The organism is Methylophaga sp. UBA2689 (genome assembly GCA_002354555.1).
GTDB lineage: Bacteria > Pseudomonadota > Gammaproteobacteria > Nitrosococcales > Methylophagaceae > Methylophaga.
Map to the genome: position 1 here is coordinate 704 of DELT01000111.1, position 22,356 is coordinate 23,059.

Genomic DNA, 22,356 nt, shown 5'->3' on the forward strand with positions numbered 1-22,356 from the left:
GGTTACCGTATTGTCACCATGGATGAAGTCGCTGATAAGGCCGATATCTTTGTGACTGCTACCGGTAATATCAATGTCATTAATCATGATCATATGGCAGCGATGCGTAACGAAGCTATCGTTTGTAACATCGGTCACTTTGATAACGAAATTGATGTAGCTTCACTACGTAACTACGAGTGGGAAAACATTAAGCCTCAGGTTGACCACGTTATTTTCCCTGATGGTAAGCGTATTATCCTGTTGGCTGAAGGTCGTCTGGTCAATCTGGGCTGTGCAACCGGTCATCCAAGCTTTGTAATGTCAGCGTCTTTCACTAATCAGGTCATGGCGCAAATCGAGTTATGGCATAACAGTGCCAACTACGAGAATAAAGTGTATGTCTTGCCAAAACGTCTAGACGAGAAAGTGGCCCGGCTGCATTTAGGCCGAATCGGTGCTAATCTGACCGAATTAAATGCTGAACAGGCCAAATATTTAGGGCTTGAGCAACAAGGCCCCTATAAACCTGAACACTACCGTTACTAAGTTAAGCAGGGCTAACCTAAGTGTTAGCCCTTTTTCTTTTACCTAAAGTAAGCATCATGTCCAAACAACCTGTTATCAGCTGTGAATTTTTTCCGCCAAAAACGGAAAAAGGTGCACAAAATCTTTTATTGGTGCAAGAGCGATTAGCTGTATTAAAACCTGAATTTTACTCCGTGACTTTTGGTGCAGGGGGATCGACTCAGGATAATACGCTTGAGGCGGTTATCGCTATACAACAACGCGCAGCAGAGACCGGAATTGATGCAGCTCCGCATTTATCCTGTGTGGGATCATCAAAAGAACGCATCCGTACTATCCTGCAAACCTATATCGATAATGGAATTTCCCGCGTGGTGGCATTAAGAGGTGATTTACCCTCTGGCATGCGTGATCCGGGTGATTTTCGTTATGCTAATGAACTGGTGCAATTTATTCGCAAAGAAACCGGCGATCATTTCACTATTGAAGTTGCAGCTTACCCCGAAGTACATCCTCAGGCACAGGATGCCGGTGTCGATCTGGAAAATTTCAAACGTAAAGTCGATGCTGGTGCTGACAGCGCCATTACACAGTATTTTTTCAACATTGATTCTTATCTGTATTTTGTAGAACGCTGCCAGAAAAAAGGCATTGATATTCCGATAATTCCCGGCATTATGCCCATCAATAATTACACTCAACTCGCGCGGTTCTCTGCAGCCTGTGGTGCAGAAATTCCTCGTTGGCTCAAAAAACGTCTGGAAGAGTTTTATGATGACAGTGTCTCGATGCAGGCATTTACTACCGATTACCTGACTGAATTTACTGAAAAACTGATTAAACTGGACGTACCCGGCTTACACTTTTATTCAATGAATAAAACACAGCCTGTATTAACCGTGTGCGAACGGCTGGGATTGGTTCGCTGATTATTAGGCTTCCTTAGCCATGGACTTTTTTGGTGCATCTTTTACCGCAGCGCTTAAACTGCTGATAGCTTTTGATGCCACTGTCTGGGAGATTATTCAGACATCGGTCAGTATTTCAGTTGCTGCTGCTTTCATTGCTGCTTTACTGGCTATCCCTGCGGGTGTATTTACGGCATTAACCGAATTTTCCGGTAAAGCTATACTGCAACATATCCTCAATACTTTAATGGCCATGCCTACCGTGGTTATTGGATTATTACTCTATGGGCTATTCAGTCGAATGGGACCATTAGGGGAATTGGGGTTACTTTATACCCAATCCGCCATGATTATCGCGCAGAGTATCCTGATATTCCCCATCATGATGAATCTGACTCTGGTGACCGTCAACACCGCTGATCCACGACTAATTTTGACCTTAAAAAGTCTCGGCGCAGATAAATGGCAACAATGCTTTCAGGTATTAAAAGCCGTTAGACTGGCGGTACTGGTAGCCATTTTGACAGGCTTTGGCCGTGCCATAGGTGAAGTTGGCGCGGCAATGATGCTGGGTGGAAATATTGAAGGCTACACCCGAACCATGACTACCGCCATCGCACTGGAAACCAGTAAAGGCGAATTTGAACTGGCATTGGCGCTAGGCATAGTGTTGCTAATAATCGCTTTTATCCTGAATTTCGCTTTGTCCTGGATTAACCGGCGACTGACATGAACGACGCCTTTCAATTAAACAACATTAAAGTTCTTTATAACGGTCAGCTGGCACTGGATATTGAGCAACTCAATATCCCTGCCAATGAATGCATGGCTGTACTCGGTGAAAACGGCGCAGGAAAATCCACCCTGTTCCACTTACTGGCTTTATTGCAAAAGCCCGATTCAGGTGATATCAGTGTATTGGGAAATAAAATCACTGGTTCACCAGCCAAACAGCGTCACCAAATCGGGCTGGTACCACAACATCCCTATATGCTACCCGGCACCGTAACAGACAATATCCTCCTGGCACTAAAGCTACAAAAAGTTGATAAAGCTCGACACACCTCTCAACTACAACAGGCACTGGAAACCGTTAATTTGACTCAGTTGGCAGATCAAACCGCCAGCACCCTGTCTGGCGGAGAACAACGTCGTGTTGCAATTGCCAGAGTGCTGGCATTTGAACCCGATATCCTGTTGCTAGACGAACCATTTGCCAATCTGGACAGCTTTCACCAGCGCCAGTTTGAAGACGTGATCACCATGTTGTCTAACGATGGTAAGCGTACGGTACTGTTTTCAACCCATGACCGATTGCAGGCATCTGCTATCACACCTCATACGATACAACTGCTTAAGGGAAAACCGGTTTCGGCTCCACTGCTGAATCTGTTCCATGGTCATTATGATGGCGAAATCTTTCATACCAAAACACTGAAAATCTTTGCTGCGGAAGGTTCTCTTTCTGCCAGACATATTGCAATCGATCCGCTGGCCATAACTATTAGTAAGCATGCTCATTCGGATAGCAGTGCCCGTAACCAGTTACCTGGGCGACTTACCAGCATCAGTGAAGCAGATAAAGCGGTGCGGCTGACGGTTGATTGTGGTGATAAATTTGAAGTGATAATCAGTCACCAGGCTTTATCTTCTCTAGAGCTTTCTCTGGGTGATTCGCTATGGATTAGTTTTAAAGCCACTGCGGTTAGCCTGTTGTGATTTTTATTTTAGAAAGACGTATAGGCAACGGCGCGACGATTGCGGTAACATAAACTCATGGTCACAACATTAAATCAAAACATTAAGTGAAACCCTCATTACAGCTACGCATTGGTCAAAGCCTGTCGATGACTCCACAGTTGCAGCAAGCGATTCGTTTGTTGCAATTATCATCCTTGGAGTTGCAGACAGAAATTCAGGAAGCACTGGAAACCAATCCCCTTCTGGAAGTAGAGGAAGAATACGATTACGACGAGCCAGCCACTGTCCGTCGTGATGAAGATACCGGTAGCCGCGAAATCAGCGAACTGGAAAATACTGATATTCCCGAAGATCTGCCAGTCGATAGCAAATGGGAAGATACCTACGATAATTCCCAGACTATGACGAGTTCCGGTCCATCCGGAGACAGCGATTTTGAGCGGGATAATCAGGACGAAAGCACTGACAGCCTGCAACAGCATCTACTCTGGCAAATGCGCCTCACCCCATTTAGTGAAACTGAACAGGCAATTGCCACCACTATTATTGATTCCATTGAAGACGATGGTTACCTGAAAACCACTTTGGAAGAGATTCAGCAAAGCCTTGGTGAAGAATTTGCTGAAGTAGAACTCGATGAGATTGAAACGGTATTACACCGGATTCATCACTTTGATCCAGTTGGCGTTGGTGCTCGGGATCTGCGTGAGTGTTTGCTGATCCAATTACGATTATACGAATCGACTGTCGCTTTAAAGCATGTTGAGTTGCTTACAGAGCTGATAGACAAACATCTGGATACATTGGCTAAACGTGATTACGCCCTGATTAAACGTGCTTTGAAAGTCAGCGATGATGAATTAACCGATCTGGTTCGCTCAATTCAGTTGCTTAACCCGCGCCCCGGCAGTAGTATCCAAACTGACAAAACTGAATATATCGTACCGGATGTTTATGCGATAAAAGTTCATGGCAAATGGCAATTGTCACTCAATCCTGACAATGCACCTAAACTGCAGATTGCCGAACATTACGCCTCGTTAATCAACCGGGCCGATAGTAGTGAAGAGAACACCTATCTGAAAAATAATTTGCAGGAAGCACGTTGGTTTCTGAAAAGTTTACAAAGCCGTAATGAGACATTACTTAAAGTCACCCAAGCAATTGTGGAACGCCAACGTGACTTTCTTGATCACGGCGAAGAGGCCATGAAACCTTTAGTATTGGCAGATATAGCCGAGACCGTGGAAATGCATGAATCCACTATCTCCCGCGTAACGACTCGCAAATATCTGCACACGCCACGGGGAATTTTTGAACTTAAATTCTTTTTCTCCAGCCATGTCGGTACTGAAAGTGGTGGGGAATGTTCTGCAACAGCCATCCGGGCGATCATCAAAAAACTGGTCGCCGCGGAAAATCCGAGAAAACCCCTGAGTGACAGCAAAATTGCTGATATTCTGGGGGAACAGGGCATTAATGTCGCTCGTCGTACCATTGCAAAGTACCGCGAAACATTAGCGATAGCGCCCTCAAATGAGCGTAAGCGACTGGTGTAATGCCAGTTTTAGTCCACCAACAGGAGTGATGCATTATGCAATTAAATCTAAGCGGACAACATATAGATATCACTGACAGCCTTCGGGACCACGTCAATAAAAAATTCGAGAAACTGACTCGTCATTTTGATCACATGACCAACGTGCATGTGGTGTTATCTGTCGAAAAACTTCGGCAAAAAGCTGAAGCAACTGTTCATGCCAGTGGCGCCGACTTATTTGCTTCTGACGAGCAGGAAAATATGTATTCCGCTATTGAAAATCTGGTTGCAAAACTGGATCGACAAATCATCAAACACAAAGATAAAATTACTAACCACCATCAAGCTGATGGTGCGATTCAAAAACATAACGCTAGTTAAGGAGCGGGAATTTTCATGCTTATCGCTGCACTGCTCGTAAATGCGGACAACATCAGTTTCCACGATGAAGCTACCAGTAAAAAACGGGTGATCGAAAATCTCAGTCGTATGCTGGCAGCCAATACGAGTGCAGCGACTGCTGAAAAAATATTTCAAGTTCTGCTTGAACGTGAACGTTTGGGCAGTACCGGATTAGGCAAGGGCGTGGCAATTCCCCACGCCCGTGTCCCGGATCTTACCCACACCGTGGCCGCAATGCTGACACTGGAAACGCCTGTCGAATTTGAAGCGGCTGATGGTAAACCGATTGATATCGCCTTTGGTTTATTGGTGCCGGAGGATGATACCGAACATCATTTACAACATCTGTCACGTCTGGTGACGTTGTTTCGAGATGAAGAAATCTGCAGTCGCATTCGACAGGCTTCCAACGCTGAAGCCATCTTTGAATTATTGCTTTCCATCGACGAAGAATAATCTGTTATGTCTTTGCCAGCAGCCATGGATAGCCAACATGGTGTGATGATTCATTATCGGGATAAAGGCATCTTTATTTTTGGTGAACCCGGTGTTGGAAAAAGCAGTCTGGCACTCGAATTAATTCATCAGGGCGCAGAACTGATTGCTGATGATGTGGTGGATTTTACCCTGGAGAATGATCAGCTTATAGCGCACTGCCCCAAACTACTTTCAGGTTTACTGCATACCCGTGAATTAGGCCTGATGGATATCCGCAAAGTGTGTGGTGAAGCTAGCTGGCATGCCAGCAGCATTGCAGATTTGTGTATTGAACTAAAACAGGTCCATCATCCTCAAGCCAGTGTCGCCACCCCAACAGACCAGAAAGTCATTCTTGGTAAACCATTAGTTGTATTGACATTATCTGTTGAGAATCCAGCCTCGTTCAAAACCCGAATTGATAGCTGGTTGACAATGCAGACGATACATAAAGACAGCCATGAAAAAATGCAGCTTTGGCAGCTTGATAAAATGGCATTTTAAGCAGCAATATTTGCCTAAAACGCTCATATACATTACATTCATTGGCGGTAAACTGCCCTTCCAGTCTGACTTTTGCTGGTGACCAAGAGAACCAAGATGACCGTAGGTATTTTAATCGTATCGCACAATCATATCGGCACCGAGTTGATAAACACGGCCAGACAAATGCTTTCCTGCTGCCCGCTGCCCACTAAAGTTATCTCTATCGAAGTCAAAGATAATCCCGACGCCATACGCAAACAGCTGGATGGTGAATTGATTGGACTGGATCAGGGAAATGGAATTTTGATTTTGACAGATATGTTTGGCTCAACCCCCAGCAATATTGCCTGCGCGGTCTCAGATCGTGAAGATATCCGAATTGTTTCAGGGCTCAATCTCCCCATGCTAATCCGTGTTTTAAACTATCCAACCCTAAGCCTTGATGAACTTGAAAACAAAGCGGTTAGTGGTGGCCAGGAAGGCATTGTACGTTGTCATCACTCAGGGTATCGGCCATGAAACAGGAACAGACATTTACCATCATAAATCGCCTGGGATTACATGCCCGTGCTGCTGCAAAATTTGTCACCACTGCTTCTGAGTTCCAGGCGGATATTCAAGTATCCAAGGATAATCGTCAGGTTAATGGCAAAAGTATTATGGGAGTGATGATGTTAGCCGCTGCCAAAGGCACTGAAATTCAGGTCACAGCAGAAGGTGAAGATGCCGAAACTGCGTTAAAAGCTATCGGGGAGTTGATTGCCAATTACTTCGGAGAAGGCCAATGACGCTCGAGCTACAAGGCATTGGTGTTTCTCGAGGTATCGCGATCGGCCGTGCCCATATTCTGTTTCACAATCAGCCGGATGTTCGTGAATATCTGATCCCGGCATTTTCCATTGAACAGGAAGTGGAACGCTTGCTTGATGCGATTGAACAGGCCAAGCAACAGCTTAAATCCATTCGTAACCATATTCCTGCCAACGCCCCGGCTGATGTGACTTCGTTTATTGATACGCATATCTTAATGCTGGGCGATTCATCACTGACCAAAGTACCGGTCGATATGATCCGTCAACGTCGCTGCAATGCTGAATGGGCGTTGCAATTGCAACGTGATGCATTAATCAACGTATTCAACGAAATGGATGATCCGTATCTGCGGACACGCCGTGATGATGTTGATCATGTGGTCAATCGTATCCATCGGATTCTGGCCGATCAGGAAGTTGCTGATCACGAAATTGCTGATGGACGGCTGAAAGGTCATATCATCATTGCTGAAGATTTGACGCCTGCAGATACCGTTTTAATGCAACATCAGGGTATTGCCGCATTTGTTACCGAACATGGTGGCGCAACTTCACATACCACAATCCTGGCACGCAGCCTGGGTATTCCGGCAATTGTCGGTGTGGAATCTGTTCGTCGCTATGTGCAGGACAATGAGCCACTGATCGTCGATGGTGAAGCTGGCATCATGATTGCCGGTGCTGACGAAGGAACGCTCAGAGAATATCAACAACGGCGTATTGCGTTTGATGAACATATTTCATCTCTGAGTCGCTATAAGTCCCAGCCGACGCGTACCCGTGATGGCAAGACCATTACGCTTCTGGCCAATGCGGAATTGCCAGAAGATATTTCCACTATCACCAATGCCGGGGCGCAAGGTATCGGACTGTATCGGACCGAATTTCTCTATATGAACCGATTGGCTCCACCCGAAGAGGAAGAACAGCTCGCCGCTTATCGTGATGTTGTCGAAGGTATGAATAATCAACCGGTCACCATTCGCACCTTCGATCTGGGGGCAGATAAGACCGTTGATGGTGGTCGTCACCTGACTCAGACAGTGGTTACTAATCCGGCACTGGGATTGCGGGCTATTCGGCTCTGCCTGACTCAGCCCGCCATGTTCCGCACGCAGTTGAGAGCGATTCTGAGAGCATCGGCCTATGGCAAAATCAAAATCATGTTCCCGATGATTTCCACCATGCATGAATTGTTACAGGCACGTAATTTACTTGAACAGTGCAAGATCGAACTGGATAAGGAAGGTCTGGAATATGATCGTCAGGTAGAAATCGGCGCAATGATCGAAATCCCGGCCAGTGCAGTCTGCGCAGAAATGTTTGCCCGTCATGTAGATTTTCTATCTATCGGCACGAATGATTTGATTCAATATACTCTGGCCATCGACCGTATTGATGACACCGTCAACTATCTCTACGACCCATTGCATCCTGCCGTGTTACGGCTGATTCATATGACGCTGGAAGCGGGCAGGAAATTTAATATTCCAGTATCAATGTGTGGTGAAATGGCCGGTGATCCTCGCTATGCCCGGCTGTTGCTGGCAATGGGACTGGAACATTTCAGTATGCATCCCAATGCGTTGCTGGAAATAAAGCAAATCATTAACGAAACCGATTTGAGTTTATTACCGGATAACACGCTGAGTATTATGCAAGTGTCAGATGCACTTGAAGCCGATATGTTACTGGAACAAATCAACGCACCGATTCATCANNGTAAGCAGGCTAAAATAGCCTGCGAAACCTCCCCCTAAAAGTACCGACGCCCTCTGGAGCCGGATATGTCTGAGCTGGACCAACACCGCAGTCTCAATCACTCGCTGAATGCATTTTCCGAGGCGCTGAAAAGTGGCCGCTTTGTCAGAATGCGCCGCTTGTTAGCCAGCTTACACCCTGCTGAAACCGCTCATCTACTGGAATCTCTTCCCCCCAATGAACGGCTGGTATGCTGGCCAATCATCAACCCTGAGTTACGAGGTGAGGTACTTTCCTATATTGGGGAAGATGTTCGTACCGGCCTGATGACCGGCATGGATACCGCTGATCTGTTGAGCGCTACTGAAGATCTGGATACCGATGATGTTGTCGATATTCTTCAGGATCTCCCTGGCCATGTGATGCAGGAAGTGTTGCGTGCCATGAACTCGCAACGTCGACGTCGGATTGAAGCCATTCTGGCTTATGAAGAAGATACTGCCGGTGGTTTGATGAACACCGATGTGGTCACCGTGCGCTCGGATATCACATTGGAAGTGGTATTACGTTATTTACGTAAGTATGGGGAATTACCCGAAAACACTGACAGTCTGTATGTCGTTGATCATCAGGATAAATATCTTGGTACGCTGCGCTTGTCACAGGTTGTCAGCCGTAGCCGTTCTCTTACCGTACGTGAAGCGATGTCGCATCAGGTGGATCCCATTCCCGCCAATATGTCGGATCATGATGTCGCACACCGTTTTGAAAAACATGATCTGATATCCGCGCCTGTTGTCGATAAAGATAATCATCTGCTGGGCCGCATTACCATCGATGACGTGGTCGATGTTATCCGGGATGAAGCCGAACACTCTTTATTGAGTATGGCCGGTTTAAGCGAAGACGAAGATACGTTTGCCCCGGTTAAAAAAAGTATTCATCGCCGCTCGGTATGGCTTGGTATCAACCTGCTGACGGCATTTTTAGCCGCATGGGTTATCGGGTTATTTGATACCACCATCGAAAAACTGGTGGCGTTGGCTGTATTAATGCCAATTGTTGCCAGCATGGGTGGTATTGCCGGCAGCCAGACATTAACACTGGTGATACGCTCTATGGCACTGGACCAGTTGAATGATAAAAATCAACGCTGGTTATTACGCAAAGAATTTCTGGTGGGCATGGCCAATGGGGTGATTTGGGCAATTGCTATCGCTTTTGTAACCTACCTATGGTTCGGTAATTTTTTACTGGGAATCATGATTGGTGCCGCCATTATTGTTAATATGACGGCTGCTGCCGTTGCCGGGGTAATGATTCCCCTGGGACTAAAACGTATCGGCATTGATCCCGCATTGTCCGGCAGCGTGCTGTTAACCACTGTCACCGATGTGGTCGGATTTATGGCTTTCCTCGGTTTTGCTACTCTATTTATCGTTTAACTCGGATTTTTGATTATGTCAGGCAACAGTTTCGGAAAACTTTTCACAGTCACCACGTTTGGTGAAAGCCACGGCACCGCTCTGGGCTGTATTGTCGATGGTTGCCCTCCCGGACTGGAATTATCCGAAGCCGATCTACAGAATGATCTGGATCGGCGTAAACCGGGAAAAAGCCGCCATGAAACCCAGCGCCGTGAACCTGATCAGGTCAAGATTCTTTCCGGTATTTTTGAAGGCAAGACTACCGGAACCCCGATTGGTCTATTGATTGAAAACGTGGATCAGCGCTCCAAGGATTACGGCAATATTGCCGAACAATTCCGCCCGGCCCATGCAGATTATGCCTATCACCACAAATATGGTTTCCGTGATTACCGTGGTGGTGGCCGATCATCAGCACGTGAAACCGCAATGCGAGTGGCCGCTGGTGGTATTGCCAAAAAATTTCTTAAACAACGTTATGGTATCGAAATTCAGGGGTATTTGAGCCAGCTTGGTCCAATTAAAGCTGAAACACTGGATTGGGCGCATATCGAAAATAGTCTGTTTTTTAATCCGGATCCCACTATTGAAAGCCAGCTGGAAGATTATATGGATGCCTTACGTAAGGAAGGCAATTCCATTGGTGCCCGCATTAATGTTATTGCACGCCATGTTCCACCGGGGCTGGGTGAACCTATTTTTGATCGTCTGGATGCCGATATCGCCCATGCGATGATGAGTATCAACGCGGTAAAAGGCGTGGAAATTGGTGCCGGTTTTGAATCGGTTACCCAGAAAGGTACTGAACATCGGGATGAACTGACACCCGAAGGTTTCCTGACCAATAATGCTGGCGGAACTTTAGGTGGTATTTCCAGTGGACAGGACTTGCTGGTAAGCATGGCACTCAAACCCACTTCCAGTCTGCGTATTCCCGGAAAAAGCATCAACACACGGGGGGAAGCCATCGAAGTCGTCACTCATGGTCGTCATGATCCTTGTGTCGGTATTCGTGCCACTCCAATTGCAGAAGCCATGCTGGCACTGGTATTGATGGATCATATGTTACGTCATCGGGCCCAGAATATGGATGTAAACACTGACACCCCTATTATTCCGGCACAAGCCTAACCTGATCGCTGGTGCCTTTTTCCGGACTACCCTACTGGCGACTGTCAGGGTTTTATCTGTTTTATTTTGCCACCCTGGGCATTCTGGTGCCCTATTGGGGGCTTTATCTACAATGGGAAGGATTCAGCGCCAGACAAATCGGTGAATTAACCGCCATTCTATTGGCAACCCGAATCATTGCTCCCAATGTCTGGGGTTGGATTGCTGATCACCGCGGACAACGTCTACAAATTGTTCGACTGGCCAGCTTACTGAGTATCGTAGCGTTCTCAGGCATATTTATTTCACAAAGTTATTACTGGATTGCCGTTGTATTAATGGTCTTCAGTTTTTTCTGGAATGCTTCGCTTCCCCAATTTGAAGTCACTACCCTGCAGCACCTTGGGGAACATAGTCATCATTACAGTAAGATCCGCGTCTGGGGTTCCATTGGGTTTATCTGTGTCGTGGTCTTACTGGGTTGGCTAATGGATCGTTATGATGCAGGCATCGTTCCCTATGCGTTGTTATTGTCCATCAGCGGTATCTGGCTGATCAGTCTCACTGTTCCTGAATCTGCCAGTCGTCACCTCAGTCTCAATCACATCCCTATAAAACAGGTGCTTAAACAACCTGCTGTCCGCGCCTTTTTAGCTATCTGCTTTTTAATGCTGGTCAGCCATGGGCCTTACTACACGTTTTACAGTATTTATCTGGAACAGCATGGTTATAGCCGTACCTTGATTGGTCAATTATGGGCGTTAGGGGTGGTCGCTGAATTAATGGTGTTTCTGGTGATGCATCGCTGGCTACCTCGCTTTGGTATTCGCAAGGTATTACTCGGTAGTCTGTTACTGGCAGCTTTTCGCTGGTTGCTGATTGCACTTTATGCCGACCAGGTAATTATGCTTATCGCCGCACAATCATTACACGCTGCCAGTTATGGTGCTTTTCATGCTGCTTCAATTGCATGGGTTCATCAGCACTTCACAGGCCGTAATCAAGGCCGTGGACAGGCACTTTACAGCAGTATGAGTTTTGGTGCCGGTGGCGCGGTGGGAAGCTTATTGAGTGGCTATCTATGGCTGACTCCGGGACCGGAAATGACTTTTATGCTGGCAGCAGTAACTGCGATTGGTGCTTTTTTAATCGGCTTTATCTGGCTTAAAAACAGCAATTCCGCTATGGAAAAACAACCACATTATTGACATGGTAAGCTTCCCTTAAGTACCGCAAAGCCGCTATACTCCTACATTGATAATTTCAAAGCCAACAGTGCTCAAGCACTGCTTCTGACTAGGTGGGATATGCATTTCTCAATTAAGAAAGGGCTGACATTGCCCCTTGCTGGTGCTCCGGAACAAAAAATTAGCCAGGCTAATCCGGTCGCTTCAGTTGCTGTGTTGGGTCTCGAATACGTCGGCATGAAACCAACGATGCTGGTTGAAGAGGGCCAGCGGGTTAAACTTGGTGAAGCAATATTCACCGATAAAAAAATCCCCGGTGTAACCTATACGGCTCCCGGCGCGGGCATAATCAAAGCGATTAATCGTGGAGCCAAACGGGCCTTGCAATCAGTAGTGATTGAGCTTGAAGGTGATGAGGAAGTCACTTTTAAACACTACTCACCAGATGAATTACCAACGCTCAGCCGAGATCAGGTCCAACAGAATCTGGTTGAATCGGGATTATGGACCGCTCTGCGTACTCGCCCCTACAGCAAAACACCAGAATTGGACAGTGAACCCAAGGCAATCTTTATTACAGCGATTGATACTAATCCGCTTGCTGCCGATCCCAATCTGATTATCAACGAATATGCTGACGATTTTCGTAACGGTCTAACAGTATTAAGTCATCTGACCAGCGGTAAACTTTATCTCTGTCAATCACCTAAGGCGGCTTTACCCACTCCAGATTTGCAAAATATTGAAACACCGACATTCTCTGGTCCACACCCTGCAGGACTGGTGGGTACTCACATACATTTTATTGAACCTGTCAGCAGCAAAAAAACGGTTTGGCATATCGGTTATCAGGATGTGATCGCCATTGGCAAACTGTTCACCACAGGTCACCTTTGGGTAGAACGGATTATTTCACTGGCAGGTCCGATGGTGAATAACCCACGGCTGCTCCGCACCCGCCTTGGAGCCAACACTGAAGAACTGGTTCGCGGAGAAGTTCAGAATATTCGCTCCCGTGTGATTTCCGGCTCAGTCCTCAATGGACATACCGCCAATAATTGGGCTGCCTTTCTTGGTCGTTTTCATACACAGATATCTGTTCTCGAAGAGGGAACACATCGTGAGATACTGGGATGGATCCGGCCTGGCGGCACCAATAAATACTCTGCCCTGAACGTTTTTTTCAGCAAAATATTTGGTAAGAAGGATTTGCCGCTCACCACCTCACAGAATGGTAGTCCACGCGCCATGGTTCCGGTGGGGGTTTTTGAAACCGTTGTCCCTATGGATATTTTGCCAACGCAACTGCTGAGAGCTTTATTGGTCAGAGATACTGACTCTGCTCAGGCTCTTGGGTGTCTTGAGCTGGATGAAGAAGACTTGGCCTTATGTTCATACGTCTGTTCTGGAAAATATGACTATGGTCCTGCGCTGAGAGCCAATCTTACACAAATAGAAAAAGAAGGATAACCATGGCGCGTTTAAGAAGATTCCTAGACCGGATAGAGCCGTCATTCCAAAAAGGCGGGCCTTACGAGAAGTACTTTGCCGTTTATGAGATGATCGATACATTCATCTATAGTCCTGGCGATGTTACCCGGGGTTCGCCACATGTTCGTGATGGTATCGATCTTAAACGGGTAATGAGTTATGTCGTACTGGCGACTTTTCCTGTTTTAATGCTGATGCTGTGGAATACCGGTTTTCAGGCCAACAGCGCCATGGCGCAACTAGGCATGTCGACTCTTGAAGGCTGGCGTGGCTGGATCCTGACCAGCTTTGGTATTGGTTATGATCCTAATAGCCTGTTCTCCAACATGTTTCATGGATTGCTCTACTTTTTACCGATATATCTGACAACGCTTATCGCCGGCGGTACTTTTGAAGTTATTTTTGCTGCAGTGAGAAATCACGAAGTAAATGAAGGCTTTCTGGTTACCTCAATGCTCTACAGCCTTACGCTCCCACCCTCTACTCCCCTCTGGCAGGTTGCGCTGGGTATTATTTTTGGTGTGGTAATTGGTAAAGAAGTTTTTGGTGGTACCGGTAAAAACTTCCTGAATCCGGCATTAACAGGTCGTGCATTTCTGTACTTTGCCTACCCGGCACAAATGTCCGGGGATGCCGTATGGACCGCTATTGATGGCTATACAGGAGCAACTCCCCTCGCTCTGGCAGCATTAGGTGGCTTGGAATCCGTCACTGAAGCAGGCTATACCTGGACTCAGACTTTCATCGGTCATATGCCAGGTTCATTAGGTGAAACTTCTACCCTGGCCATTTTGCTTGGCGCGGCTTTTCTGCTTTATACCCGCATTGCCTCTTTCCGTATCATCTTCGGGGTATTCCTTGGTATGGTGGCCACTAGCTGGCTTTTCAATATGATTGGCAGCGATACTAATCCAATGTTTGGGCTTCCCTGGTACTGGCACTTGTCTTTGGGTGGATTTGCATTTGGTATGGTTTTCATGGCTACAGATCCGGTGTCTGCTGCCATGACTAATAAAGGCCGCTGGATTTACGGTATTTTGATTGGCTTTATGACGGTACTGATACGGGTAGTCAACCCTGCCTTCCCAGAGGGTATTATGCTAGCTATTCTGTTTGCCAATATATTTGCACCACTTATCGACTATTTTGTCGTTCAGTCCAACATTAAACGAAGACTACAGCGAAGCTAATCATGGCAGAAATTACGCAGAAAAAAGGTTTTTTAGGCCAGCTGATGCAGCTGCCAAACGATGATCCTAAAAAGACTATATTCATCGCCATTGTGCTTTGTCTGGTATGTTCGGTTCTGGTTTCAACAGCAGCAGTTTCATTAAAATCTCGCCAAGTTGTGAACCAAAAGAACGATATTCGACAAAATATTCTGGCCGTTACCGATCAGTTTGAGCCGGGTATGGACATGGAAGCGGCTTTTGAAAAATTTGAGGTTCGTTTAGTTGATCTGGCCACTGGCCAATACGCTGAAACAGATCTTGATCCTGCCACTTATGACCAGCGTAAAGCATCTGGTTCACCGGATTTGGGAGTACGTCTAGACAATCAGCAGGATGTAGCCGGAATTGGTTCACGAGCTAAATATGCACCCGTTTATATTCTTCGAGATGGCGATCAAATCCAACAACTGGTTATTCCTATTCATGGCTATGGATTATGGTCAACCATGTACGGATTTCTTTCTTTAGGGAGTGATTTCAATACTATTCAAGGATTGCGTTTTTACGAACATGCAGAAACGCCCGGCTTAGGTGGTGAAATAGAAAACCCGCGCTGGTTAGCCAAATGGGAAGGCAAAAAAATATATGATGAAAACGGCAATGTAGAATTCAGGGTTGCCCGTGGTTATGTGGATAACAATTCACCCCAGGCAGAATACAAGGTCGATGGATTATCTGGTGCCACACTGACCAGTAAAGGCGTTTCCAATATGATTTCATTCTGGTTAGGTGAAGACGGATTTGGCCCTTATTTGAAGAGTATGCGTTCCGAACAGGGGATTAACTGATGGCAAGCCAAGCAAAAAATAATGTTATTGATCCAATTATTGATAATAATCCGATAACGTTACAGGTATTAGGAATTTGCTCTGCTCTGGCAGTAACTACCAACATGACTGCAGCGCTGATTATGTGTATCGCGCTGACGTCAGTTACAGCTTTCTCCGGAGCCATCATCAGTTCGATTCGTCATCACATCCCTTCAAGTATTCGTATCATTGTTCAAATGACGGTCATTGCCTCATTGGTCATTATTGTTGACCAGATTCTCAAAGCCTATGCGTATGAAGCCAGCAAACAGTTATCGGTATTTGTGGGCTTGATTATCACCAACTGTATCGTTTTGGGTCGAGCTGAAGCTTACGCTATGAAAAACTCTCCCGGTATGAGCTTTCTAGATGGGCTCGGAAATGGCTTGGGGTATAGCGTGGTATTGTTAGTCGTAGCGTTCTTCCGTGAATTATTTGGAGCCGGCAAACTTTTTGGCCATACCATTATTCCGGTAGCGAATGAAGGTGGCTGGTATGTACCCAATGGGTTGATGCTGTTACCGCCCAGTGCGTTTTTTATTATCGGTCTGATGATTTGGGCTATTCGTAGCTGGAAACCACAGCAGGTTGAGGCGCCGGATTATCAAATTCACCAAGTACACCGTACGGAGGTCTTGTAAATGGAGCATTACCTCAGCCTGTTTATACGCTCGATTTTTGTTGAAAATCTGGCGCTCGCTTTCTTTTTAGGTATGTGTACCTTTCTTGCCGTTTCTAAAAAAATTGAAACAGCTTTAGGGCTTGGTATTGCAGTGGTATTGGTTCAGGCCATCACAGTGCCAACCAACAATCTGATTTATCAATATCTGCTTAAAGAAGGGGCTTTGTCCTGGGCCGGTTTACCTGATGTGGATTTAAGCTTTTTAGGACTCATCAGCTATATTGGCGTTATTGCCGCGATGGTACAAATCATTGAAATGGCAATGGATAAATACGTTCCGGCCCTTTATAACGCTTTGGGTATTTTCCTGCCATTAATTACGGTCAACTGCGCCATTTTAGGTGGTACGCTGTTTATGGTTGAACGTGATTACAATCTGGCAGAAAGTGCAGTATATGGTGTAGGTAGTGGCTTCGGCTGGGCATTAGCTATTACAGCAATTGCAGGCATCAGAGAGAAACTTAAATATTCCGATGTCCCTGACGGCTTACAAGGTCTTGGCATTACCTTTATTACTGCTGGATTGATGGCGTTAGGGTTCATGGCATTTTCGGGGATTCAACTCTAATGGAAATCATTTTAGGCATTGTTCTCTTCACACTCATCATCATGGTGCTGGTATTCGTTATTCTCAGTGCACGCTCAAAGCTGGTAGCCACGGGTGATATCGAAATTATCGTTAATGACGAAAAAACCATTAAAACCAAGGCAGGTGGTAAATTATTAGGCGCTTTGGCTGACGCAAACCTGTTTGTTTCTTCTGCCTGTGGCGGCGGTGGCACTTGTGCGCAGTGCAAAGTAAAGATTTTTGAAGGTGGTGGCTCGATTCTACCCACTGAAGAATCGCATATCACCAAACGTGAAGCTACAGAAGGTGATCGCTTATCTTGTCAGGTTGCCGTCAAACAGAATATGCGGATTCAGGTACCGGAAGAAGTTTTCGGTGTCAAAAAATGGGAATGTACCGTTCGCTCCAATGATAATGTCGCCACATTTATTAAAGAGTTGATTCTCGAACTACCTGAGGGTGAAAGCGTTAATTTCCGAGCTGGTGGCTTTATCCAGATCGAATGCCCTCCACATACCGTTGAATATAAAAACTTCATCATTGCCGATGAATACCGGCCGGATTGGGATCGGTTTGATTTATGGCGTTATAAATCAGTAGTTAAAGAAAATGTGGTCAGAGCCTACTCTATGGCTAACTATCCTGAAGAAAAAGGCATTGTGATGCTGAATGTGCGGATAGCATCACCACCGCCAAATGCCGATGATGTGCCACCAGGCATCATGTCTTCCTACATCTTTGATCTCAAACCGGGTGATAAAGTGACTATTTCGGGTCCATTTGGCGAATTTTTTGCCAAAGACACAGATAGAGAAATGGTATTTATCGGTGGTGGTGCCGGTATGGCTCCTATGCGTTCGCATATTTTTGATCAATTACGCCGCCTGAAATCAAAACGTAAAATGACCTTCTGGTATGGTGCCCGTAGTTTACGTGAAATGTTTTATACCGAAGATTTTGATGAACTGGCCGCTGAAAATGACAACTTTACTTGGCATGTCGCTTTATCTGATGCTCTGCCGGAAGATAACTGGACTGGCTACACAGGCTTTATTCACAACGTCATATACGAAAATTACCTGAAAGATCATCCTGCACCGGAAGATTGTGAATATTATATGTGTGGACCACCGATGATGAATGCAGCGGTGATCAAAATGCTTGAAGATTTGGGTGTTGAACCTGAAAACATCATGCTTGATGATTTTGGAGGCTAGATGAGTACTTTTCTTGCCGCATTTGTGATTATTTTACTGGCTGTTATAGCTATGGCCATTGGTGTAATCTTTGGTCGCTCAGCAATAAAAGGCAGTTGTGGTGGATTGAATCAAGTTGGTCTGTCGGGAAGTTGTGGTGGTGCCTGCTCGATTCAGGAAAAAGAAGAGTGTGAAGCCCGTAAGCGGGCACAATAACAAACTATACAGCGTCAGGGAGTAGCCCATGCTTGCATCACTCAAAGTCAAAGATCATATGAATGGCACCAAGATTACTTTTACACCTGAGATGGATGTATTACGTGCAATTCATCAGCTGATTGAATTTAAAATCTCCGGTGCTCCCGTTATCGATCAACATGGTAATTTGATTGGTTTTCTTTCTGAAAAAGACTGTATGCAAGTGGCACTTAATGCTGCTTATCAGGGCGAATCAGCGGGTAAAGTTGAAGAGTATATGCATAACCAGGTTGAGACAATTGATTTTGAGGCATCAATTATTGAAGTCGCTGAAAAGTTTTTAAAAACTGCCTACAAGTGCTTACCAGTGATTAAAGAAAATCGTCTAGTCGGCTCAATTACCAGACAAAATATTCTTAAAGCACTTGAAATGACGTCTAATCCTGATAGCAAGCAACCAGCAAAACAATCAACAAAACAAAATATTCATGTTAGTAACAGCGTTTCCTGATAGATATTTTCCCTTTTGAAACAGCCGCTATGCGGCTGTTTTTGTTTATTCCCAACTGATTTTGTAGCGGGATTTTTTTGCATAAGCAATTTAGTGTAAGCTTGGATTATCCCAATCAAATCTACTGAGTTTTTATGATTTATAACAGCATCCTCGACACTATCGGTAATACTCCTATTGTTCGTCTAAACAATATAGCTCCCAAGCACGTAGATATGTACGTTAAGATCGAAGCCTTTAACCCGATGGCTTCTGTGAAGGATCGACTGGCATTTGCGGTTATTGATGACGCTGAAAAACGTGGGGTATTAAAACCCGGTCAAACAGTTATTGAAGCCACTTCTGGTAATACCGGCATTGCTTTAGCAATGGTATGTGCAGCGAAAGGTTACCCTTTTGTTGCCACTATGGTTGAAACATTCTCGGTGGAACGTCGTAAAATTATGCGTGCTATGGGAGCCAAGGTAATCCTTACTCCGGCAGCTGAAAAAGGCACTGGTATGGTTAAAAAAGCTGAGGAACTCGCTGAAAAACATGGCTGGTTCCTAGCTCGACAATTTGAAAACCCTGCCAATCCCGCCTTTCATCGTAATACTACTGGCCCAGAAATTCTACGTGATTTTGCTGGTAAACAACTCGATTATTGGGTCTCAGGTTGGGGCACTGGTGGTACATTAACCGGTGCTGGGGAAATGATTAAACTTGCCAGACCTGATACCAAAATTGTTGCCACAGAACCTGCTGCAGCTTCCATGCTCGCTGGAGATGACTGGCATCCTCATAAAATTCAGGGATGGACTCCGGATTTTATTCCAGATGTATTAAATCGTGATGTTTACGATGAGCTATATCCCGTCACCGATGAAGATTCCAAAAGCTGGGCATTACGATTAGCCAGTGAAGAAGGTATTTTCTGTGGATTATCTTGTGGCGGCACTGTTGCAGCAGCAATGAAAGTCGCTGAGAATGCAGCCGATGGTTCAGTTATTCTGGCTATGTTACCTGACACTGGAGAACGCTATCTATCGACTTATTTGTTCGAGGGAATGAATGAAGGTTCAGATGATGAATGGCTGAAAAGCTTAGGCTAGTCAGCCATTTGCATTTATTCAGGCAGAACTGCAGCCACAGCCATTGACCAACAGCAAGTGTGATCAGCCCCCCCCACCAGATAGCTTTTTACTTTGTCACGGGTTTTAAATTTTGACAGATAAGACATCAATACTGAACCGGGTACTACAAAATCATGATCACCTATCAGATGTACCTGAGGTACTGTCTCTAATGCTGCGCTGTAATCGATTGGGTTTAAAGAGCCGGATAGTGGTGCTGAATCATTGAACTCGGTCCACCATCTATGATCCAGATTACCTGCAATGGTCAATAATAGTGCAACATCGCTCCTTTTTGATGCAATTATTGATGCAATAGCACCGCCGCCAGAATAGCCAACAAGTCTAACTTGGCTTGCTTGGTACTGCTGTTTTAATGCAGAAATAGCCTTATCCATCGAATCAACTACGTCTTGAGAATAGCGGTGTGAAGTCCATAGTTCACGATTACAGGAATTAAATCGGGTAACTTTCAGATATTGGCAGGGACGACCTATATAGACACTATTTCCACCTGTCTCCTGTGCCAGTCTTAATGCGACACCAGGTTCACCATCCCCTTCAATAAAAATATTTAGTACGTCAGCTTGCTTTAAATCAGGAGGAACGAAGCTGATCATAATATGTGTTCCCCCCGACAGAATAAGACGATTCCAGGATGATATATCATTTGCTTGCACGGTAAATGAGAGGAGAAATAACAACATGAACATTTTCATGGAACACCTCCTTAAAGGGTGACATGAAAAAATCTGCATAGAAGATGCCAAAAACTATTATGCAGCCTCTATTTAGATAAATCAGTTTTTAGCTATAAGGGTACCAATTTACTTATGAAACCACATATCAACCGCTTTCAAGCCAACAAAGAGTACTTTTTTGTTGAAGGATGTTATATCAATGAACTGTCAAACCAACCAGAAGATCCTGAGCTTTCCATTGCTCAGGCACGAGTTGAACCTGGCGTTACTACTGAATGGCACAAGTTAAGAGATACTATAGAACGCTATGTCATTCTGGAAGGTAATGCATCCGTCGAAATTGGAGATCATGCTGCTCAGAAAGTAAATCCAGGAGATGTGGTAATTATTCCTGCGAATACGCGCCAACGAATCACCAATACCGGAACCAAAGATCTTATTTTCCTTGCCTTATGTACCCCTAGTTTTGAAGCAGATAACTATCAGTCTATCTGAACTAAGCACTACTTTTCTCCGTATTACTGGAAACCTTATGGAAGTTGTTAATTGTCGTGCCGATTGTCTATTGCCATTTATGATTACCACTTAATGTGGATTTATAACATTACTACTTTATTGCAATACTTAACCTTTGCTTAAACACTTGGAGTATGGACATGAAAACGATTAGTTTTGGAAATTTCTCGGCACCCAGCGTTACATCAATTACCTCAGACCTTGATGGTTGGGTACCATTTGAAGGTTCGCCAACAATGACAACTTGGCTAGAACATGTCTCTGAAGACGGTAAGTTATTAACGGGTTTTTGGGAAGCTACGCCAGGTACCTATCGAGTAACCTATAATGCTGATGAAATGGTTCACATGTTCGAAGGTAAGGCCACATTGAAGAATGAAGATGGCAACTCTGTAACCTATAAAGCCGGTGACAGTTTTCTGGTAAAAGCCGGTTTTAAGGGTACCTGGAAGACAGAACAAAAAGTACGCAAGATTTTTGCGATTAGTGTACCTCAGGATGTGACATCACCATTTGGTGAATAACTGAACACTTAAATGGATTGCCCACTCCATAAATAACTAAGTTAAATGCTGTTAATCTGATGAATATTAACGTCATTTAGCTTCCGCTTATTGAGATATCGCTCCTGTGCTTCCTGATACTTGAACATTTCTGTTCATCGTATGCTAGCAATTAGCGGCCACTTGGATTGTTCACATGCTCAGGTGAGGTCATTGTAAAATGGATAGACAAAAAAAATTCCCGAACCGCTATGAGGACCGGGTATCGTTTTGTATTAAAGCCTGACAGTTATTCACATGGATGTGATGTATGCCGACAACGCAGGAGCCGTTATCGGTGACCTACTTTGATGAGATGCGTCCATGCATCTCATCCTTCGGGCGCCTACCGGCGTCCATTATCGCTTATCTCCATGGACGGAGTGTATGCAAAACAATTTCTGGAACATTGCTTGTCCTGGCGATAATGTCACATGGGGGTTGCCATGCTCAAGTTAATTCACCACACGTTTTGAATATAAAAAAAGCCCGGCGCTTTCGCGTCGGGCTTGTTTTATATTAAAGCCTGGCAGTGACCTA

The 22,356-nt window shown here is 45.2% G+C and carries 26 protein-coding genes; 25 read left to right on the forward strand and 1 reads right to left on the reverse strand.

All coding sequences use genetic code 11. From position 1 onward, the window contains the following. The 23 genes from B3M51_RS14265 to cysK all read left to right on the forward strand — a co-directional run. Nucleotides 1-528, forward strand: a 528-nt coding sequence (locus tag B3M51_RS14265; protein ID WP_292760115.1) for an adenosylhomocysteinase, incomplete at its 5' end; no start/stop codon positions are given. A gap of 56 nt (nucleotides 529-584) precedes the next feature. Further along, a complete protein-coding gene (gene metF, locus B3M51_RS14270; RefSeq protein ID WP_292356665.1) occupies nucleotides 585-1,436 on the forward strand; it encodes a methylenetetrahydrofolate reductase [NAD(P)H] in 852 nt (283 codons plus the stop codon). Nucleotides 1,437-1,455: 19 nt separating this feature from the next. After that, nucleotides 1,456-2,148, forward strand: coding sequence for an ABC transporter permease (locus tag B3M51_RS14275; RefSeq protein ID WP_292760117.1), 693 nt, complete (start codon nucleotides 1,456-1,458; stop codon nucleotides 2,146-2,148). After that, nucleotides 2,145-3,134, forward strand: coding sequence for an ABC transporter ATP-binding protein (locus B3M51_RS14280; protein ID WP_292479433.1), 990 nt, complete (start codon nucleotides 2,145-2,147; stop codon nucleotides 3,132-3,134). The genes B3M51_RS14275 and B3M51_RS14280 overlap by 4 nt, the downstream gene beginning before the upstream one ends. 86 nt (nucleotides 3,135-3,220) lie before the next feature. Next, entirely contained in the window at nucleotides 3,221-4,675 is a 1,455-nt protein-coding gene (locus B3M51_RS14285; protein ID WP_292479434.1) for an RNA polymerase factor sigma-54, read from the forward strand. 35 nt (nucleotides 4,676-4,710) lie between these two features. Next, complete coding sequence (gene hpf / locus B3M51_RS14290) at nucleotides 4,711-5,037, forward strand: ribosome hibernation-promoting factor, HPF/YfiA family (protein ID WP_292479435.1); 327 nt, start codon at nucleotides 4,711-4,713, stop codon at nucleotides 5,035-5,037. Nucleotides 5,038-5,052: 15 nt separating this feature from the next. Further along, nucleotides 5,053-5,514, forward strand: a complete 462-nt coding sequence (locus tag B3M51_RS14295) for a PTS sugar transporter subunit IIA (protein ID WP_292479436.1) — start codon at nucleotides 5,053-5,055, stop codon at nucleotides 5,512-5,514. Nucleotides 5,515-5,520: 6 nt separating this feature from the next. Further along, nucleotides 5,521-6,039: an HPr kinase/phosphorylase gene (locus B3M51_RS14300; RefSeq protein ID WP_292479437.1), complete on the forward strand. Its 519-nt coding sequence runs from the start codon at nucleotides 5,521-5,523 to the stop codon at nucleotides 6,037-6,039. 96 nt (nucleotides 6,040-6,135) lie between these two features. Beyond that, nucleotides 6,136-6,540 carry a PTS sugar transporter subunit IIA gene (locus tag B3M51_RS14305; protein ID WP_226071461.1) on the forward strand — a complete coding sequence of 135 codons (405 nt, stop codon included), beginning with the start codon at nucleotides 6,136-6,138 and terminating at the stop codon, nucleotides 6,538-6,540. Continuing rightward, on the forward strand, nucleotides 6,537-6,809 hold the full coding sequence (locus B3M51_RS14310) for an HPr family phosphocarrier protein (protein ID WP_292479438.1): 273 nt from the start codon (nucleotides 6,537-6,539) through the stop codon (nucleotides 6,807-6,809). Before B3M51_RS14305 ends, B3M51_RS14310 begins: the two co-directional genes overlap by 4 nt. Continuing rightward, nucleotides 6,806-8,593, forward strand: coding sequence for a phosphoenolpyruvate--protein phosphotransferase (ptsP, locus tag B3M51_RS14315; RefSeq protein ID WP_292760120.1), 1,788 nt, complete (start codon nucleotides 6,806-6,808; stop codon nucleotides 8,591-8,593). Before B3M51_RS14310 ends, ptsP begins: the two co-directional genes overlap by 4 nt. A gap of 27 nt (nucleotides 8,594-8,620) precedes the next feature. Next, nucleotides 8,621-9,979, forward strand: coding sequence for a magnesium transporter (gene mgtE, locus B3M51_RS14320; RefSeq protein WP_292356682.1), 1,359 nt, complete (start codon nucleotides 8,621-8,623; stop codon nucleotides 9,977-9,979). 15 nt (nucleotides 9,980-9,994) lie between these two features. Then, nucleotides 9,995-11,092 carry a chorismate synthase gene (gene aroC, locus B3M51_RS14325; RefSeq protein WP_292760122.1) on the forward strand — a complete coding sequence of 366 codons (1,098 nt, stop codon included), beginning with the start codon at nucleotides 9,995-9,997 and terminating at the stop codon, nucleotides 11,090-11,092. A gap of 11 nt (nucleotides 11,093-11,103) precedes the next feature. Next, a complete protein-coding gene (locus B3M51_RS14330; protein WP_292760124.1) occupies nucleotides 11,104-12,279 on the forward strand; it encodes an MFS transporter in 1,176 nt (391 codons plus the stop codon). A 99-nt stretch (nucleotides 12,280-12,378) separates the two neighbouring features. Continuing rightward, entirely contained in the window at nucleotides 12,379-13,728 is a 1,350-nt protein-coding gene (locus tag B3M51_RS14335; RefSeq protein WP_292760126.1) for a Na(+)-translocating NADH-quinone reductase subunit A, read from the forward strand. Between the two features lie 2 nt (nucleotides 13,729-13,730). Continuing rightward, nucleotides 13,731-14,939 carry an NADH:ubiquinone reductase (Na(+)-transporting) subunit B gene (locus B3M51_RS14340; protein WP_292479442.1) on the forward strand — a complete coding sequence of 403 codons (1,209 nt, stop codon included), beginning with the start codon at nucleotides 13,731-13,733 and terminating at the stop codon, nucleotides 14,937-14,939. 2 nt (nucleotides 14,940-14,941) lie between these two features. Further along, nucleotides 14,942-15,769, forward strand: coding sequence for a Na(+)-translocating NADH-quinone reductase subunit C (locus B3M51_RS14345; protein ID WP_292479443.1), 828 nt, complete (start codon nucleotides 14,942-14,944; stop codon nucleotides 15,767-15,769). Continuing rightward, the gene (locus B3M51_RS14350) at nucleotides 15,769-16,431 is read left to right on the forward strand and encodes an NADH:ubiquinone reductase (Na(+)-transporting) subunit D (protein WP_104935147.1); all 663 of its coding nucleotides are present in this window, start codon (nucleotides 15,769-15,771) and stop codon (nucleotides 16,429-16,431) included. Before B3M51_RS14345 ends, B3M51_RS14350 begins: the two co-directional genes overlap by 1 nt. After that, nucleotides 16,432-17,040 carry an NADH:ubiquinone reductase (Na(+)-transporting) subunit E gene (gene nqrE / locus B3M51_RS14355; RefSeq protein WP_292356696.1) on the forward strand — a complete coding sequence of 203 codons (609 nt, stop codon included), beginning with the start codon at nucleotides 16,432-16,434 and terminating at the stop codon, nucleotides 17,038-17,040. It abuts the gene before it with no gap. Next, entirely contained in the window at nucleotides 17,040-18,257 is a 1,218-nt protein-coding gene (gene nqrF / locus B3M51_RS14360; RefSeq protein ID WP_292479444.1) for an NADH:ubiquinone reductase (Na(+)-transporting) subunit F, read from the forward strand. The genes nqrE and nqrF overlap by 1 nt, the downstream gene beginning before the upstream one ends. Next, entirely contained in the window at nucleotides 18,258-18,452 is a 195-nt protein-coding gene (nqrM, locus tag B3M51_RS14365; RefSeq protein WP_292479445.1) for a (Na+)-NQR maturation NqrM, read from the forward strand. It abuts the gene before it with no gap. A gap of 58 nt (nucleotides 18,453-18,510) precedes the next feature. Then, nucleotides 18,511-18,945 carry a CBS domain-containing protein gene (locus B3M51_RS14370; protein ID WP_292760128.1) on the forward strand — a complete coding sequence of 145 codons (435 nt, stop codon included), beginning with the start codon at nucleotides 18,511-18,513 and terminating at the stop codon, nucleotides 18,943-18,945. A gap of 134 nt (nucleotides 18,946-19,079) precedes the next feature. After that, nucleotides 19,080-20,036 (forward strand): cysteine synthase A, encoded by a 957-nt coding sequence (cysK, locus tag B3M51_RS14375; protein WP_292479447.1) that lies wholly within the window; start codon nucleotides 19,080-19,082, stop codon nucleotides 20,034-20,036. A 14-nt stretch (nucleotides 20,037-20,050) separates the two neighbouring features. On the opposite strand, the gene B3M51_RS14380 is transcribed toward cysK, so the two are convergent. Beyond that, nucleotides 20,051-20,776 carry a lipase family protein gene (locus B3M51_RS14380; protein WP_292760130.1) on the reverse strand — a complete coding sequence of 242 codons (726 nt, stop codon included), beginning with the start codon at nucleotides 20,774-20,776 and terminating at the stop codon, nucleotides 20,051-20,053. A gap of 114 nt (nucleotides 20,777-20,890) precedes the next feature. On the opposite strand from B3M51_RS14380, the gene B3M51_RS14385 reads away from it, so the two are divergent. Both B3M51_RS14385 and B3M51_RS14390 read left to right on the forward strand, forming a co-directional pair. Continuing rightward, complete coding sequence (locus B3M51_RS14385) at nucleotides 20,891-21,253, forward strand: cupin domain-containing protein (protein WP_292760132.1); 363 nt, start codon at nucleotides 20,891-20,893, stop codon at nucleotides 21,251-21,253. Between the two features lie 161 nt (nucleotides 21,254-21,414). Continuing rightward, nucleotides 21,415-21,798 (forward strand): cupin domain-containing protein, encoded by a 384-nt coding sequence (locus tag B3M51_RS14390; protein ID WP_292479450.1) that lies wholly within the window; start codon nucleotides 21,415-21,417, stop codon nucleotides 21,796-21,798. Nucleotides 21,799-22,356: the final 558 nt, after the last annotated feature.

Excerpts from the sequence above, each read along its gene's own strand:
- B3M51_RS14385 (WP_292760132.1), top strand. The coding sequence starts at position 20,891 with ATGAAACCACATATCAACCGCTTTCAAGCCAACAAAGAGTACTTTTTT.
- B3M51_RS14350 (WP_104935147.1), top strand. The coding sequence starts at position 15,769 with ATGGCAAGCCAAGCAAAAAATAATGTTATTGATCCAATTATTGATAAT.
- B3M51_RS14335 (WP_292760126.1), top strand. The coding sequence starts at position 12,379 with ATGCATTTCTCAATTAAGAAAGGGCTGACATTGCCCCTTGCTGGTGCT.
- B3M51_RS14370 (WP_292760128.1), top strand. The coding sequence starts at position 18,511 with ATGAATGGCACCAAGATTACTTTTACACCTGAGATGGATGTATTACGT.
- B3M51_RS14340 (WP_292479442.1), top strand. The coding sequence starts at position 13,731 with ATGGCGCGTTTAAGAAGATTCCTAGACCGGATAGAGCCGTCATTCCAA.
- B3M51_RS14345 (WP_292479443.1), top strand. The coding sequence starts at position 14,942 with ATGGCAGAAATTACGCAGAAAAAAGGTTTTTTAGGCCAGCTGATGCAG.
- B3M51_RS14380 (WP_292760130.1), bottom strand. The coding sequence starts at position 20,776 with ATGAAAATGTTCATGTTGTTATTTCTCCTCTCATTTACCGTGCAAGCA.
- hpf (WP_292479435.1), top strand. The coding sequence starts at position 4,711 with ATGCAATTAAATCTAAGCGGACAACATATAGATATCACTGACAGCCTT.
- aroC (WP_292760122.1), top strand. The coding sequence starts at position 9,995 with ATGTCAGGCAACAGTTTCGGAAAACTTTTCACAGTCACCACGTTTGGT.
- B3M51_RS14295 (WP_292479436.1), top strand. The coding sequence starts at position 5,053 with ATGCTTATCGCTGCACTGCTCGTAAATGCGGACAACATCAGTTTCCAC.
- cysK (WP_292479447.1), top strand. The coding sequence starts at position 19,080 with ATGATTTATAACAGCATCCTCGACACTATCGGTAATACTCCTATTGTT.
- nqrE (WP_292356696.1), top strand. The coding sequence starts at position 16,432 with ATGGAGCATTACCTCAGCCTGTTTATACGCTCGATTTTTGTTGAAAAT.
- B3M51_RS14280 (WP_292479433.1), top strand. The coding sequence starts at position 2,145 with ATGAACGACGCCTTTCAATTAAACAACATTAAAGTTCTTTATAACGGT.
- nqrF (WP_292479444.1), top strand. The coding sequence starts at position 17,040 with ATGGAAATCATTTTAGGCATTGTTCTCTTCACACTCATCATCATGGTG.
- B3M51_RS14390 (WP_292479450.1), top strand. The coding sequence starts at position 21,415 with ATGAAAACGATTAGTTTTGGAAATTTCTCGGCACCCAGCGTTACATCA.
- B3M51_RS14275 (WP_292760117.1), top strand. The coding sequence starts at position 1,456 with ATGGACTTTTTTGGTGCATCTTTTACCGCAGCGCTTAAACTGCTGATA.
- nqrM (WP_292479445.1), top strand. The coding sequence starts at position 18,258 with ATGAGTACTTTTCTTGCCGCATTTGTGATTATTTTACTGGCTGTTATA.
- B3M51_RS14310 (WP_292479438.1), top strand. The coding sequence starts at position 6,537 with ATGAAACAGGAACAGACATTTACCATCATAAATCGCCTGGGATTACAT.
- mgtE (WP_292356682.1), top strand. The coding sequence starts at position 8,621 with ATGTCTGAGCTGGACCAACACCGCAGTCTCAATCACTCGCTGAATGCA.
- B3M51_RS14305 (WP_226071461.1), top strand. The coding sequence starts at position 6,136 with ATGACCGTAGGTATTTTAATCGTATCGCACAATCATATCGGCACCGAG.
- metF (WP_292356665.1), top strand. The coding sequence starts at position 585 with ATGTCCAAACAACCTGTTATCAGCTGTGAATTTTTTCCGCCAAAAACG.
- B3M51_RS14300 (WP_292479437.1), top strand. The coding sequence starts at position 5,521 with ATGTCTTTGCCAGCAGCCATGGATAGCCAACATGGTGTGATGATTCAT.